We start from the raw sequence: 14,173 nt of genomic DNA, 5'->3' as shown, positions 1-14,173 counted from the left end.
CGTCCCACGACGCGTGCGTCACCCGGCGGCGAGCGCCGCCGTCCACACCGCGTGGAGTTCGTCCGCCGCGCCCGGGTGCGCCACGAGGAACGGCTCCCCCACCGGCGGGAAGCCCTCGACCGCACCCTCCCGGGTCAGCACGACCCCGCCGGCCTCGTGGACGAGCAGGACCGCCGCGCCGTGGTCGACCGGGTTGAACGCCGACACGCAGCCGCCGATCCCCCGTCCGGCCGCGACCTGCGCGATCGTGAGCGTGCCGGACCCCTGCACCCGCAGCGTGCACGACCGGTCCGCGAGGGCGTCGAGGAACGCCCCGAACCCGGGCCACGGCCGGTGTCCGTCGAGCTCGGTGCCGACGACGGCGCCGGCGAGTGCCCGTGGTGCGTCGTCGAGGCGCAGCGTCCGGTCGCGGAGGGTGGCCCCGCGTCCGCTCCGGGCCTCGAGCACCTCGCCCCGCCACGGGTCCGCGACGACACCGACGAGCGGCCGGCCGCCACGGGTGAGGCAGAGCGACATCGAGGTCCACGGCACCCCGTTCGCCAGGTTCGTCGTGCCGTCCACCGGGTCGAGGTACCAGCGGTGCCGGTCACCGGGGGCCGCGCCGTACTCCTCGCCGGTGAACCCGTGCGTCGGGAACGCCATCCGCACCCGGGACCGCACGTGCTGCTCGACGAGCCGGTCGACGTCGGTGACGAGGTCGGCCGGGTGCGCCTTGGTGGCGACCTCGCCGACCGGGTGCTCCCGGGTGAACGCGATCACCTCGTGCGCGAGCCGGTGCGCGAGGGCCTGCGCGCGCGACGCGACCTCGGTCTCGGTCGGCTCGCGGTCCGGCTCCGGCCAGCCGTCGCGTTCGGCCCGGGCCAGGGCGGCACGGATCGCGGCGACGTCGTTCGTCGTGATCGAGTCGACGCCGGCCGTGGCTGCCCAGACGGCCGGTTCGGCGTCGTCGAGGGTCCAGACCGAGACGCGCAGTCCGAGGTCGCGGGCGGCACGGACGGTGCGCGGGGTGAGGAACGCGAGGTCGAGGTTCAGCGTCGAGGGAGTGAGGGCGACCAGGTCCGCCGCGGTCGGCGGGTCGAGCGACTCCCACGCGAGCCAGACGTCGGCGTCCGGCAGGACCTCGCGGACCGCGGCCATGGCCGCCGGCGCACCGCACCACGCGACCCCGGTGCCCGCCCGGGACGCGGCGACGGTCCGGGCGGCGACCCGCGCGTCCTCGGGGTCGGTCAGGTCGACCAGCAGCGAGCTCCGGCACCCGTCGAGTCGCTCGAGGACGGCGTCGAGGCGCGGGATGCGGTCGAGTCCGTTCCCGAGCCGGGCGACGTCGCACCAGTCCACCTCGGACACCCGTCGGGCGTCGCCCCACAGCCGGCCGAGGGTCTCGTCGTGGAGCAGGACCGCGACGCCGTCGGCCGTCCGGCGGACGTCGACCTCGATGGTCTCGGCGCCGAGCGCCTCGGCGACCGCGATGGCGGGCAGCGTGTTCTCACGGCGGACGCGCGGTGCGCCGCGGTGCGCGACGAGCAGTGGGACCCGCGGGCCCCGCGACGGCTGCGGGTCGGTCCGCCGGTCCATCGGGGCCGAGACCTCCTGCGTGGTCACCGTGCGGCCTCGACGAGCACGCCGTCGCGGTGGACGAGCACGTCGCCGATCCGCACGCCGGTCTCGGTGCCGACGACCGGCGGGACACCGGTGACGTACGCGCGTAGCTCGGCGCCGTCCGCGGCGAGCACCACCTCGGCGAAGTGTCCGCGCACGAGGACCCGCACCACGGTCGCCCGGAGCGGCACACCGTCGGCGAGCGCCACCTGCTCGGGCCGGACGAGGACCGTGTCGCCGGGGCGCGTCACGACCCCGGTGGCGGCGAGGAAGCGACCCGAGACGACGCTCGTCGACCCGATGAACGACGCCACGAACCCGGTGGCGGGCCGGGCATACAGCTCGGTGGGCGCCGCGATCTGCTCGATGCGGCCGTCGTGCATCACGGCGATCCGGTCGGAGATGCTGAGCGCCTCGTCCTGGTCGTGCGTGACGATCACGGTCGTGATGCCGAGGCGCTGCTGGATGCGGCGGATCTCGTCGCGGACGCTCACCCGGAGCTTCGCGTCGAGGTTGGACAGCGGCTCGTCGAGGAGCAGGACGTCGGGCTCCTGCACGATCGCCCGGGCGAGGGCGACCCGCTGCTGCTCGCCGCCGGAGATGGCGGTCGGGCGCGAGCCGGCGTGGTGCGCGAGCCCGACGAGCTCGAGGGCGTCCCGGACCCGCTCGGCGACCCGCTGTTTCGGCACGCGACGGGTCCGGAGCGGGAAGGCGACGTTCTGCGTCACGGTCATGTGCGGCCAGAGCGCGTAGTTCTGGAACACCATCGCACTCGGTCGACGCTCCGGTCCGAGGGCCGTGACGTCGCGGTCGCCCATCGTGACGGTCCCGGCGTCGGCGGCGAGGAACCCGGCGACCATGCGGAGCGTCGTGGTCTTGCCGCACCCGGACGGGCCGAGGAGCGAGACGAGCTCGCCCTTCGCCACGTCCAGGTCGATGCCCGCCACGACGTCGCGCCCTCCGAGGGTCTTCCGCAACCCCCTGACGGTCAGGCCGCCGGTGCGGGTGGCGTCCGGCCGGTCGGCCGGGTGGTCGTGGGCCGGGAGGCGCGGTGCGCGTTCCGCGACGAGCGCGTGCTCCGTCATGGGGTCGCCTTTCGAGCTGGTGGTGGTCATCGGATCTGGAACCCGTCCGCGAGGCGGCCGCCCATGATGTGCTTCCGCGCGAGCGTCATCAGCACGATCGACGGGATGCTCAGCGCGATCGCGAACACCGCCGACACCTGGCGCGGCGAGTTCAGGACGAGCGAGTACATCGCGGTCGGCATGGTCATGTAGGTCGGGGCGCCGACGAGGTAGGTGCCCTGGGCCTCGTCGAACGAGGCGAGGAAGCTCATCACCACGGCGACGAGGATGCCGGGCCAGGCGATCGGGAAGGTGACGCTCCAGAACGTGCGCCACCGGCTCGCACCGGCGTCGCGGGCGGCCTCCTCGAGGGCGCGCGGCACGGCCGAGAACGCCGCGGCGGGGAGCCAGGTCATGAACACCACGCACCCGAGCACGTGCACGATGAGGATGCCGGTGACGGTGTTCATCAGGTTCAGCGCCGTGAACATCGCCGACATCGTGACGAACAGCCCCATCTTCGGGAAGGCGTTCGTGGCGAACAGCCCGACGAGCACGAGGCGCCGCCCGGGGAACTCGATGCGGCTGATCGCCCACGCGGCCGGCAGGCACACGACCGCGGCGATCCCGACCGTGAGCGGGGCGAGCACGAGGGAGTTCTGGATCGCGACGCCGAGGGTCGGGTCGTCGAAGACCCGCCCCCACCACTGGAGCGTCCACCCGTCCGGCAGCAGGTTCGGGTAGGTCCACGTCGTCGCGAACGCCCGTGCGGCGAGCCAGAGCAGCGGCCCGGCGATGAAGACCGCGAGGACGACGGCGGTGGCCCAGACGAGGGCGGTCCCGGTCACGCGTGCGATCACGACTGCGCCTCCTTGTTCGTGTCGGCCAGCTCACGGGCGTTCGTCCGCACCGTCGACCGGAGGTAGAACACGCTCGCGGCGGCAGCGAACGCGAACACGATGAACGCCATCGCGGTCGACTGCTGCGGCCGGTTGTAGGCCTGGAAGTACTTCGAGATGTCGACGCCGAGCATCGTCGGCGCGTTCGGGCCGGTGAAGTACGGGACGGTGAACGACCCGAGCACCCCGATCACCGTGAAGGTCGTCGCGATCACCAACGGGGTCTTCGCCATCGGCAGGAGCACCTGCCAGACGACACGCCACGTGCTCGCGCCGGCGTCCTTCGCCGCCTCGACCAGGGCGTCGGGGGTCCCCTGCAGCGCGCCGGCGATCATCAGCACCGCGAACGGCAGGCTCGTCCAGACGCTGCCGAACACGACCGCGACGAGGGTGTACCCCCACACCGGCACGTCGAGCCCGACCTGTGCGCCGAGGCTCCGCAGGAAGCCCTGCGCGTCGGTGAACGTCAGGATCGACCAGCTCGCGATCACCACCGGGACGAAGATCGGGACCACCGCCAGCACGCTCAGGGTCTTGCCGAGCACACCGCCCCGGAGCCGCAGGATCACGGCGACGACCACGGCGAGCGCGACGGTCAACCCGGTCGACAGCGCCGTGACGCCGGGGGTCGCCACGAGGTCCCGGAGGAACGTCGGGTTGCCGAGCAGCGTGCCGTAGACCGCGAGGGAGAACCCGCGCACGGTGTCGCCGCCGATGTCCGCGAGCGCCTGGTTGAGGCCGCCCGTGAACCCGAGGCTGAAGAGTGCGGCGTTGACGACCGGGACGCCGACGAACAGCACGACGACGAGGACGGGTGCCGCGACGAGCGCGAGGCCGGTCGCCCGTGCGCGACGCGCCTGGCGACTCCGGAGCGCGCGCCGGTCCGTCTGGTGGGGCGCGTCCTGGACCGGTGGCGGGGCGGGCGGGAGGCCCGTGGCGGACGCGCCACGGGCCTCCCGGTCGGCGACCTGGGTCACTGCGGGACCTTCGCGTCCCAGGCCGCGTTCATGTCCGCGGCGAAGTCGCTCTGGAAGCCGAGCCGGAGGTTCGACGGGTCGGCGTCGGCGAACTGCTCCGAGACGGACTTCGGGAGCGAGTCCAGCGGGATCACCGGGTAGCCCGAGACGGCACTCGCGACGAGCTGCTGCCCGGACGAGCTGAGGACGAAGTCGGCGAGCTCCTCGGCCGCACGCTTCTGCGCGGTGGGCTCGGTCTTCGGGATGCCGAGGAAGCTCGCGCTGCCCGTGAACGACGGGTCCGCGATCTGCACCGCCTCGACCGTCTTCGGGATGATCCCGGTCTTCTGCGAGGTGATGAACTGGTCACTCCACACCGGCGCCATCGAGATCTGGCCGGACCCGAGCATCTGGACGACCTGGTCGTTGCCGTTCGGGTAGACGCCCTTCTGGTACATCGACGGGCCGAGGTCCTTCAGGGTCTGGAACCCCTTGTCCCACTTCGACTCGAGGGACTTGTCGTACGAGGTCTGCATCGTCTCCTGCTCGGAGTCCGACAGGTACTTCGCGAGGACCGTCGCGACGAACGACCCGCCGGAACCGCCCGACGAGGGCGAGTTGTAGGCGAACTGGCCCGGGTTGGCGCGGATCCAGGCGAGGAGGTCGTCGAGGGTCTTCGGCGGGTCCGTCACCTTCTTCGAGTCGTAGGCGAGCAGGACGCTCGAGGCGCGGTACGGGATCGCGCTCGTGCCGCCCTGCTGCTTGGTGGCCTCGGGGACGTTCGCGAGGTTCGGGATGCTCGTGGCACTGACCTTCGTGAGGAGTCCGGCCTTGCCGGCGGTCGAGACGAAGCCCGCGTCGACGAGGTCGTACGCCACGCGCTTGCCCGCCTTGACCGCGGTGGCGAGGTTCGCCTGGGTCTGGGCGTCGTGCTCGCCGTGCAGGTCGATGCTCGTGCTGACATGGATCGTCGGGTGCTGCTTCTCGAACGCGGGGATGAGCGACTTCTCCCAGAGGTCCTGGACGTTGGTGTCGCCGCTGATGAACACGGTGAGGTCGGTCGTGCCGCTGCTGGGGTCGGCGGCGTTCGAGGCGTTGGCGCTCTGCACGCAGCCGGACAGTGCGACGGTCGCGGCGGCGGCGATCGCGAGGCCGGCGAGGGCTCGGGTCTTCACGGTGGTGGTCTCCCTGGGTCGTGGGGGTGTGCGGGGTGGGGCTGGGGTGTGCGGGGTGGAGCTCGCGCGGTGACGCGGTGCGGGAACGTTCCCGCACCGAGGTCGAGTGTCGCGCTGCCGGGTGAACGCGAGGTACCGTGGGGGTCGCCCCCGGGTGAACTCCGCGCGGCGCGCCCCGCGCTGTGCCCCTTCCACCGCACGGTGCGCCCTCCGCCGCTCGGTGCGAGGTTGCCCGCTCCGTGACCGCCTGCAACCTCGCACCGCGCGCGCAAGCCGCCCGCCGCCCGCGGGCGCCGCACCGTGCGCCCTCCGCCGCTCGGTGCGAGGTTGCCCGCTCCGTGCCCGCCTGCAACCTCGCACCGAGCGGGCAAGCCGCCCGCCAGCGACGAAGCGCGCACGGTGCGCCCGCGCTCGACCCCGCCCCGCCTCCGAACAAGTCCGCACCGTGCGCGGACGGTTCCCTCAGCGCGACATCCGCACGCCGGCCTGGCGGAGCTTCGCCCGCAGGACCCACTCGTTCAGCAGGTCCGACCAGGTCAACCGGAGCACCCTGCGCACCTCCGGGAACGCACGGAGCCGGTCCTCGCGGAGCTTCTCGTCGACCAGCGCCTCCTGCGGTGTCCGCCCGTGCAGGTACTCGCTGCGCTGGTACTTCACGGAGCCGTCGAACTCGACGACCACGCCCGACTCCGGGAACCAGAAGTCCACGACGATGTCCGGCTCGCCCGCCGATCGGAATCGGTGCTGGAGGACCGGCGCCGGCGTGCCGAACTGGTCGAACCGAGCCCGCGCGTACGACTCCCCCGGCGAGCCCGAGGCCGCGTCGGCGAACTCGACCGCGCGGAGCGCACGCCGCCGCCCCTTCTGTCCCCGCCGTGCCACGGCCGCTCGCACCAGTTCCCGTTCGACCGCCCGGCCGAGGAGCGCATCGAGGGCGACGACCGCGTCGGCGAAGGGCAGCGTCAGCGCGAGGTCCGTCGCGAGCCGCTCCAGCCCGCACAGCAGCAGACCGTCCGAGGTCGTCACGACCGGGCGGTTCCACTCGGGATCGAGGTCGGCGTGGACGACGAAGGTGCCGTTCGTCGTCCGTCGGTCCGCGCCGGTCGAGGTCACGTGGACGCGGGTCGGCGGCGGGGTGAGGAGCGGCACGCCGAACACCACGGCCGCGGACACGTGCGACACGAGGTCCCCGTCTCGGATCCGATCCGCGACCGAGCGCACCCGGACGAGGTGCTGCTCGCTGGAGCGGAGAGCCGCCCAGCCCGCAGACTCGGCGTACAGACCACGGGCGACCCGGGTGAGTTTTCCCGCCGCGGCCCGGCGCCGGATGACGTCGGACTCGTCCGGCCGCCGTGCTGACGTTCGGTAGGTGAGGACTTCGGGGACCGGTGCGAGGTTGAGGTTCGTCGACATGCCCCGATGTTCCGGAGTTCCCCGAACGGGTGAGGCGTCGGACCAAAGCCCTGTGGACGGTGCGTCCCGCTGCCCAGGATGTGGAGGGATGAGCCCGGCCGCAGAACGCTGCGAGAATGTGGGGGTGAACACACGCACCTGGGGTTGGCTCGCAGCCGTCATCGACGTCGTCCTCATCGTCGTCTTCGCGCTCATCGGCCGTTCCTCGCACGGTGAGGGCAACACCGCACTGGGGGTCTGGACGACGGCCTACCCGTTCCTCGCGGGCTGGGCGATCGCCTACGTCACGAGCGGCGCGTGGTCGCGGCCGCTGCGGTTCTGGCCGACCGGCGTCGTCGCCTGGATCCTCACGGTGTTCGTGGGCATGGCGATCCGCGTCGCCACGGGCCAGGGCGACGTCGACGGCAACCCGCTGCCGATCTCCTTCGTCATCGTCGCGACGATCGTGCTCGGTGTGTTCCTGCTCGGCTGGCGCGCCGTCGTCCGCGGGATCCTCCGACTCCGCGCACCCCGCTCCCGGCAGGACGCCGCAGCGACCGACGCGTGAACGGCAGCCGCGGGTCCCAGCCGACCATCCTCGACGTCGCCGCGCGGGCGGGTGTCTCGAAGTCGGCGGTGAGCCGCGTCCTCTCCGGCACCGGGCGGTTCTCCGACGAGACACGAGAGCGGGTCGAGCGCGCAGCCGCCGAGCTCGGGTACGTCGCCAACGCGATGGCGCGCGGCCTCGTCAGCGGACGCACGCACACCATCGGGATGCTCGTCCGCGACGCCTCGTCGATGGTGTACGCCGCTCTTCACGCCGTGATGGAACGCCGTGCCTCGGAGCTCGGCTACCGCGTGGTCACCACGACGGGCGTCGGACGGGTCGAGGACGAGAAGAGCGCCCTCGCCGCGCTCGTCTCGATGCGGGTCGACGGCCTCGTGGTCTGCAGCGGGCTCATGCCGGCGACCGACATCGCGGAGTTCGCCCCACGGATCGCCACGGTGGTCGCCGGACGGCCCGAACTGCACCCCGCACTGTCGAGCGTGTACTGCGATGAGGTCGGAGGCGGTGCAGCCATCGCGGACGCCGTCGCCGACGCCGGGCACACGACGGTCGCCGTGCTGACCGTCCCGCTCGGCGACGCGATCACGCAGCACGCGCGCTCGGCGGCGATGCTCGAGCGGCTCCGCGCGCGCGGCACACGGGTCATCGACATCGACGCCAGCTTCGTGCGACCGCCCGGCGATGTCGCGGCCGACATCGTCGGTGCGATGCAGGAGTCGGACGTCAGCGCGGCGATGTGCCCGACGGACCGACTCATGCTCGACGTCTGCGAGGCACTCGGCCACCGCGGGGTCGAGGTCCCGCGCGACCTGTCCGTCACCGGCTTCGACGGGGTCTACCCGCTGGCGAGCGACTGGATCGGCTTCACGACCCTGCAGCAGCCGATCGAGCGCATCGGCCGCGAGGCGATCGACCTCGTCATCGGCCGCATCGACGACCCCGCGCGTCCTGTCGAGCACCGCTCACTGCGTGGCACGGTGATCGCCGGCCGCACACTCCTCCCGCGCTGAGGGACGAACCACGCACGGTGCGGGCTCCGCGGTTCCGTGCCGGCTTGGCCGAACCCGCACGGTGCGACGTATGACGGGCGGTGCGCTCTTCGTCGTCCGGTGCAGGGTTCGCCAGCACAGCACCGTGCGAGGTTCGCCAGCCCGTGCAGTGACGACGGCATGGTGCGGCGCCAGAAGGGCGCACGGAGCGAGCAACCTCGCACCGACCGACGAGCCCCGCACCGTGCGCCGTCCCCCGCACAGCGTCCGCGCGCCAGAAGGGCGCACGGGAGGAACAACCTCGCACCGACTGACGGGATCCGCACCGTGCGAGTCGCGCCTCGGCAGCCGCGCGCCGCGCCGCCGCGCGCCGCGCCGCCGCGGGCCCCGCCCACGCGCCGCGCCGCGCCGCCGCCGCACCCGCGTCAGAACAAGCCGGAGCGGGGCGTCTCCTCCGGGCCGTCGAACCCGCGGAACATGTCGGACACGAGCGCCTCGATCTGCGGCTCGACCAGCCGCTCCACGGCCTCGGCGATCCGCGGACGGTGGTCGATCAGCGCCAGGCACACGGCCGTGCCCGTGGCCCGTGCGCACTCGTCGGAGAGCTCGATCTCGTGCCGGAGCGCCGCCTTCGCCTCGTCCGACAAGGGTTCGCGCGGCGCCTGCTCGTGCGCGCCCGTGCCGGTCAGCTCGCCGAGCGTGAACAGGAACGGCTCCCCCGGTGAGGGCTCGGGGTCGACGTCGAGCCCCTGGAACTCCGGCTGCAACCCCTCGGTCGGTTGGTACCCGGCGTGCCGCTTCCGCGCGTCCGCCCGCTCGAGCTCACGGTGCAGCAGCGGCAGGTTCTTCGCCGTGTAGTCGTCGACGGCGTCCTCGATGATGGTCGAGATGCGCCCGATCAGCGCGTGCTGGACCGCGTGCGGCACGTCCGGTCCGAAGCCCGCCGCCGAGGCGATCGGCGACCCCGTGCACTTCCGACAGATCCGGGTGCGGGGCCGCGCGGTGCCGATCTGCCACCGTGGCAGCCAGCGCAGCCAGACCTCGACAGCGCTCCGCACGCGTCCGTCGATGCCGTCCATGCCCCAACAGTAAGCCTGGAGGCGCGGATCACCCCCGCCATCCGGCGCGCGCGCACGAAACGGTCGGGTCCGTCAGCCCGTCGGTTCCGTCACGAAGTCGATGAGTTCCTCGACGCGGCCGAGGAGCTCCGGCTCCAGGTCGGCGAACGTGCGCACCTGCCCGAGGATCCGCTGCCACGCCCGGGCGATGTCGGCCTGCTCGGCGGCGGGCCAGCCGAGCGCCTGGCAGATGCCCTTCTTCCACTCGATCGAGCGCGGGATCGTCGGCCACGCCTGCAGCCCCACGCGAGCGGGCTTCACGGACTGCCAGACGTCGACGAACGGGTGTCCGACGACGAGCACGTGCGCGCCCCACTTCCCGCGCATCACCGCGTCGGCGAACCGGGACTCCTTCGACCCGGGCACGAGGTGGTCGACGAGCACCCCGACACGACGGTCGCGCGTCGGCTGGAACTCGTCGAGCACGTCGGCGAGGTTGTCCACGCCGGAGAGCTCCTCGACGACGACGCCCTCGACGCGCAGGTCGGCCCCCCAGACCTTCTCGACGAGCTCCGCGTCGTGCTTGCCCTCCACCATGATCCGGGAGGGCAGGGCCACCCGCGCACGCTGCGACTCCACCGCGAACGATCCGGACGCGGTGCGGAGGCGACCGCCGTCGGAGGCGTGCCGCACCGCCGGGGCCGAGCCGCGCCTCCCGGCACCCGCACCACCCGCCGGGCCCGCACCCGCACCACCCGCCGGGCTCCGCCGCCCCACCGGCGCCTGCGGGCGTCCCAGGGTGACGAGCTCGCCCTCGAGCAGGAACTGCCCGCCGAACGGGAACGAGCGGGTGCGCCCCTTCCAGTCCTCGAGCTCGACGGTGCCGGCCTCGAGCCGGACCACGGCGCCGGCCCAGCCGGTCACGGGGTCCTCGAGGACCATGTCCCGTTCGAGCGGCACCTGCCGCACCTTCTGCACCCCGCGCGAGCGCCAGTCGCCCGAGAGCACGTCACTGCCGTACCGGTCGTCGTCCACCCGCACGAGGGTACTGTCGTCCTCGGCCCGGACGACGTCGACGGGCCGGACACCCCACCATCTCGACGGAAGGCCCACCCGTGCGCGCTGCCATCATCCACGCCCCGAACGACATCCGCGTCGAGGACCGCGACCAGCCCGAGCTCCTCACGCCGAAGGACGCCGTCGTCAAGGTCGTCGCGGCGTGCGTGTGCGGCTCGGACCTCTGGCCGTACCGCGGCGTCACCGAGACGAAGGCGGCGCACGGGATCGGTCACGAGCTCGTCGGCGAGGTCGTGGCGGTCGGCGGCGACGTGCACGACCTGCACGTCGGCGACTTCGTCATCTCCCCCTTCACCATGAACGACGGCACCTGCCAGGCCTGCCGCCACGGCATGACGACCGGCTGCGAGCACCTGTCCGGCTTCGGCGGGAAGGACGCCTACGGCGACCCGGTCGGCGGCGCGCAGGCCGAGTACGTCCGCATCCCGGACGCGGCCGCGACGCTCGTCGCGGTCCCCGGCCCGGTCGACCCGGCGCTCGTGCCCTCCCTGCTCACGCTGTCCGACGTCTTCTCCACCGGGCACCACGCCGCGGTCTCGGCGGCGGTCGGTCCGGGCAAGACCGTCGTCGTGGTGGGCGACGGCGCGGTCGGGCTCTCCGCCGTCCTGGCCTCGAAGCGGCTCGGCGCCGAGCGCATCATCGCGATGAGCCGGCACGCGGACCGCCAGGCGCTCGCCCGCGAGTTCGGGGCGACGGACGTCGTGTCGGAGCGCGGCTCAGAGGGCGTCGCGGCGATCCGTGCGCTGCTCGGCGGCGACCTGGCGGACTGTGCGGTCGAGGCGGTCGGCACCGAGGAGAGCATGGACCAGGCGCTGCACTCGGTGCGTCCGGGCGGCAACCTCGGCTTCGTCGGGGTCCCGCACGGGGTGCCGACGATCGGCACGCGGTACCTCTTCGACACGAACATCACCGTCGCGGGCGGCATGGCCCCGGCGCGGACGTACATCCCGGAGCTGCTGCCCGACGTGCTCTCCGGCGCGATCGAGCCCGGTCGCGTCTTCGACCTCGAGCTCCCGCTCGACGAGGCGGCCGAGGCGTACCGGGCGATGGACGAGCGCCGGGCGATCAAGGTGCTGCTCCGCCCGTAGGCGCGGCACGCTGGGCCGGGAGGCGCGCGGCGGGCCCGACCCGCGCCTCCCGGCCCGCGATGCGCGCGTCCAGGGCCGCGATCCGTGCGTGCACGGCGGCTCGCGTTTCGCGCAGCAGAACGCGTGTTTCGAATCGGTAAACAAACCTTTCAGTAAAGAAGGTTGTCCGTTACAGTCCTCGACATGACCACTCGAGGACGCACCCCCGGCCAGCCCGGCCTCCTCCGTGTGCTCAACGACCGCGCGGCGCTCGAGCTCCTGCTCGACGACGGGCCGCTCACCCGGAACGAGATCGCCCAGCGGACCGGACTGAGCAAGCCCACCGCTGCCGAGATCATCCGGCGACTCGAAGCAGCGGCACTCATCCGAGAAGCCGGCACCGCACCGCAGGCCGGTCGCCGCGGTCCGAGCGCCGTCGTGTACGAGGCGATCACCGACCGCGACCTCGCGGTGGCGGTCGACGTCCAGCTCGTCGACGTCCGCAGCACCGTGGTGGACGCCGCCGGCCGGACCTTCCCGGTCGCGACCCACACGATGTCCCCGACCGAGATGCGCGCCCCCGGCGCCGACATCGTCGCCGCCGCGATCTCCCGTGCGGCCGCTGCCGCCGGCGTCGACCCCGACCTCGTCACCGCGGTCGCCGTGGGTGTCCAGGCGAGCGTGGACCACGCGACCGACACCCTCATCTTCACCGACGGGCTGCCCGGCTGGCCCCGCGACCGGGTCGCCGCGACCCTGTCCGCCGCGCTCGGGGTGCGGGTCGTCATCGAGAACGATGCCAACCTCGCCGCCATTGCCGAACGCAACATGGGCGCGGGGCGGACCCCGGGCTCGTTCGCCCTGTTCTGGATGGCAGAGGGCCTCGGCATGGCCCTCGACCTCGGCGGCCACCTGCACACCGGCGCCTCCGGGGCCGCCGGCGAGATCGGCTACCTCGGCGTGCCCGCAGCGGCTCGCTCCATCGACCCGACGGCCACGATCGTCGCGGACCTCATCTCCGAGTCCGCGATCATCGCCCTCGCCGCCGAACACGGGATCACGGCACCGGACGGCACCGCAGCCGACTGGCGCCAGGTGCTCCCGCAGCTGCCCGGACTCCCCGAGCAGCACCCGTTCACCACCGCCCTCGGCGAGCGCGTCGGGCACAACGTGCTCCCCGCCCTCGCCGTCGCCGATCCCGAGACGGTCGTGCTGCACGGCCCGACCGGGATCGCGGGCGGACCCGCCCTGGCCGCCGCCGTGACCGCCTGGCTCCGGACCCGCACGCGCTGGTCCACCGCCGTCGTGGCACCCGGCGTCCCTGACACCCCCGTCCTGCACGGTGCGCGCCACGTCCTCATCGACGTCGTCCGCACCGCGCTCGCGGACCGGCTCGAGCGCATCAGTGACGATGTGCCCGCGCCGGACCCCGTCGAGCGCCCCTGACCAGCACCACCCCACCCGCACCACTCGAGGCACCACAACCCGGCCCTGTCCCAGGGCTCTTCGGCGCGCCCGGAACCGGTGCCGCACGCTCGGATCCGTCCGGCGTGCGGCACCGCGACCGCACCGCGTCGGAGCGAGACCAGAGAGCGAGTACCGCAGTGTCCCTCCCCCAACCGAACGTCCCGCGCCGGACCGTCCGCCGCATCGTCACCGCGACGGCCGTCGCCGCGGTCGGCGCCCTCGTCGTCGCCGGCTGCAGCTCCGGCAGCAGCGCCGACTCGATCGACAAGACCGCGCCGAAGGAACTCACGGGCACCGTGTCCCTCTGGCACTTCTTCACCGGGCGCGAGGCCGGCGTCGTGAAGAGCGCCGTGGCCGGCTTCGAGCAGGCGAACCCCGGCGTCACGGTGGACATCCACGCCGGCCAGGACGACGAGAAGCTGCAGAAGGCGATCTCGTCCGGCCAGAACATCGACGTGGGCCTGTCGTACTCGACCGCCATCGTGGGCAGCTTCTGCTCGTCCGGGGCCTTCCGTGACCTCTCGCCGTACATCAAGCGCGACAAGGTCGACCTGTCGGACATCCCGAAGGCCGTGCGGTCGTACACGCAGTACAAGGGCACCCGGTGCACGCTGCCTGCCCTCGCCGACGTCAGTGCGTTGATGGTCAACAAGCCGCTGCTCGAGAAGGCCGGGATCGACGCTCCGCCGAAGACCCTCGACGAGCTGAAGACCGACGCGCTGAAGCTGACGACGTACAACGCCGACGGGTCGATCAAGCAGCTCGGCTTCAACCCGCTCATCGACTTCTACGAGAACTCCCCCGAGCACTGGGCACCGATGGTCGACGGGTCGTGGCTGGACAGCAAGGGCAACAGCGTCAT

13 protein-coding genes are annotated in these 14,173 nt (G+C 73.0%); 5 read left to right on the top strand and 8 right to left on the bottom strand.

All coding sequences use genetic code 11. From position 1 onward, the window contains the following. Nucleotides 1–18 precede the first annotated feature (18 nt). The 6 genes from I5E_RS22500 to I5E_RS22495 all read right to left on the bottom strand — a co-directional run bounded on the left by I5E_RS22500 (nucleotide 19) and on the right by I5E_RS22495 (nucleotide 7,106). Nucleotides 19–1,602 (bottom strand): inositol monophosphatase family protein, encoded by a 1,584-nt coding sequence (locus tag I5E_RS22500; RefSeq protein ID WP_022905614.1) that lies wholly within the window; start codon nucleotides 1,600–1,602, stop codon nucleotides 19–21. After that, the gene (locus I5E_RS02595) at nucleotides 1,599–2,684 is read right to left on the bottom strand and encodes an ABC transporter ATP-binding protein (protein ID WP_022905613.1); all 1,086 of its coding nucleotides are present in this window, start codon (nucleotides 2,682–2,684) and stop codon (nucleotides 1,599–1,601) included. Before I5E_RS02595 ends, I5E_RS22500 begins: the two co-directional genes overlap by 4 nt. Nucleotides 2,685–2,710: 26 nt before the next feature. Beyond that, entirely contained in the window at nucleotides 2,711–3,523 is an 813-nt protein-coding gene (locus tag I5E_RS02590; protein ID WP_022905612.1) for an ABC transporter permease, read from the bottom strand. Then, the gene (locus I5E_RS02585) at nucleotides 3,520–4,539 is read right to left on the bottom strand and encodes an ABC transporter permease (RefSeq protein WP_022905611.1); all 1,020 of its coding nucleotides are present in this window, start codon (nucleotides 4,537–4,539) and stop codon (nucleotides 3,520–3,522) included. The genes I5E_RS02590 and I5E_RS02585 overlap by 4 nt, the downstream gene beginning before the upstream one ends. Then, complete coding sequence (locus I5E_RS02580; protein ID WP_022905610.1) at nucleotides 4,536–5,693, bottom strand: extracellular solute-binding protein; 1,158 nt, start codon at nucleotides 5,691–5,693, stop codon at nucleotides 4,536–4,538. The genes I5E_RS02585 and I5E_RS02580 overlap by 4 nt, the downstream gene beginning before the upstream one ends. A 462-nt stretch (nucleotides 5,694–6,155) precedes the next feature. Continuing rightward, entirely contained in the window at nucleotides 6,156–7,106 is a 951-nt protein-coding gene (locus I5E_RS22495; protein ID WP_022905609.1) for a hypothetical protein, read from the bottom strand. A gap of 124 nt (nucleotides 7,107–7,230) precedes the next feature. On the opposite strand from I5E_RS22495, the gene I5E_RS21020 reads away from it, so the two are divergent. Then, nucleotides 7,231–7,653, top strand: coding sequence for a DUF3054 domain-containing protein (locus I5E_RS21020; protein WP_261974842.1), 423 nt, complete (start codon nucleotides 7,231–7,233; stop codon nucleotides 7,651–7,653). Continuing rightward, the gene (locus tag I5E_RS02565; protein WP_022905607.1) at nucleotides 7,650–8,663 is read left to right on the top strand and encodes a LacI family DNA-binding transcriptional regulator; all 1,014 of its coding nucleotides are present in this window, start codon (nucleotides 7,650–7,652) and stop codon (nucleotides 8,661–8,663) included. The genes I5E_RS21020 and I5E_RS02565 overlap by 4 nt, the downstream gene beginning before the upstream one ends. Before the next feature lie 404 nt (nucleotides 8,664–9,067). On the opposite strand, the gene I5E_RS02560 is transcribed toward I5E_RS02565, so the two are convergent. Further along, nucleotides 9,068–9,721: a hypothetical protein gene (locus I5E_RS02560; RefSeq protein WP_022905606.1), complete on the bottom strand. Its 654-nt coding sequence runs from the start codon at nucleotides 9,719–9,721 to the stop codon at nucleotides 9,068–9,070. Between the two features lie 72 nt (nucleotides 9,722–9,793). Beyond that, nucleotides 9,794–10,735, bottom strand: coding sequence for a DUF3097 domain-containing protein (locus I5E_RS02555; RefSeq protein WP_022905605.1), 942 nt, complete (start codon nucleotides 10,733–10,735; stop codon nucleotides 9,794–9,796). A gap of 80 nt (nucleotides 10,736–10,815) precedes the next feature. Here I5E_RS02555 and I5E_RS02550 point away from each other — a divergent pair, with 80 nt between their 5' ends. The 3 genes from I5E_RS02550 to I5E_RS02540 all read left to right on the top strand — a co-directional run. After that, nucleotides 10,816–11,865, top strand: a complete 1,050-nt coding sequence (locus I5E_RS02550) for a zinc-binding dehydrogenase (RefSeq protein WP_022905604.1) — start codon at nucleotides 10,816–10,818, stop codon at nucleotides 11,863–11,865. 183 nt (nucleotides 11,866–12,048) lie between these two features. Next, nucleotides 12,049–13,290, top strand: coding sequence for an ROK family transcriptional regulator (locus I5E_RS02545; protein ID WP_022905603.1), 1,242 nt, complete (start codon nucleotides 12,049–12,051; stop codon nucleotides 13,288–13,290). Nucleotides 13,291–13,448: 158 nt separating this feature from the next. Next, on the top strand, nucleotides 13,449–14,173 hold a 725-nt coding region (locus I5E_RS02540; protein WP_022905602.1), incomplete at its 3' end, for an extracellular solute-binding protein.

The sequence above is a fragment of the Curtobacterium sp. B18 genome (assembly GCF_000333375.1).
Lineage (GTDB): Bacteria > Actinomycetota > Actinomycetes > Actinomycetales > Microbacteriaceae > Curtobacterium.
Note: the sequence above shows the minus strand (reverse complement) of the source record. Positions and strands in the feature narration are given on the sequence as shown.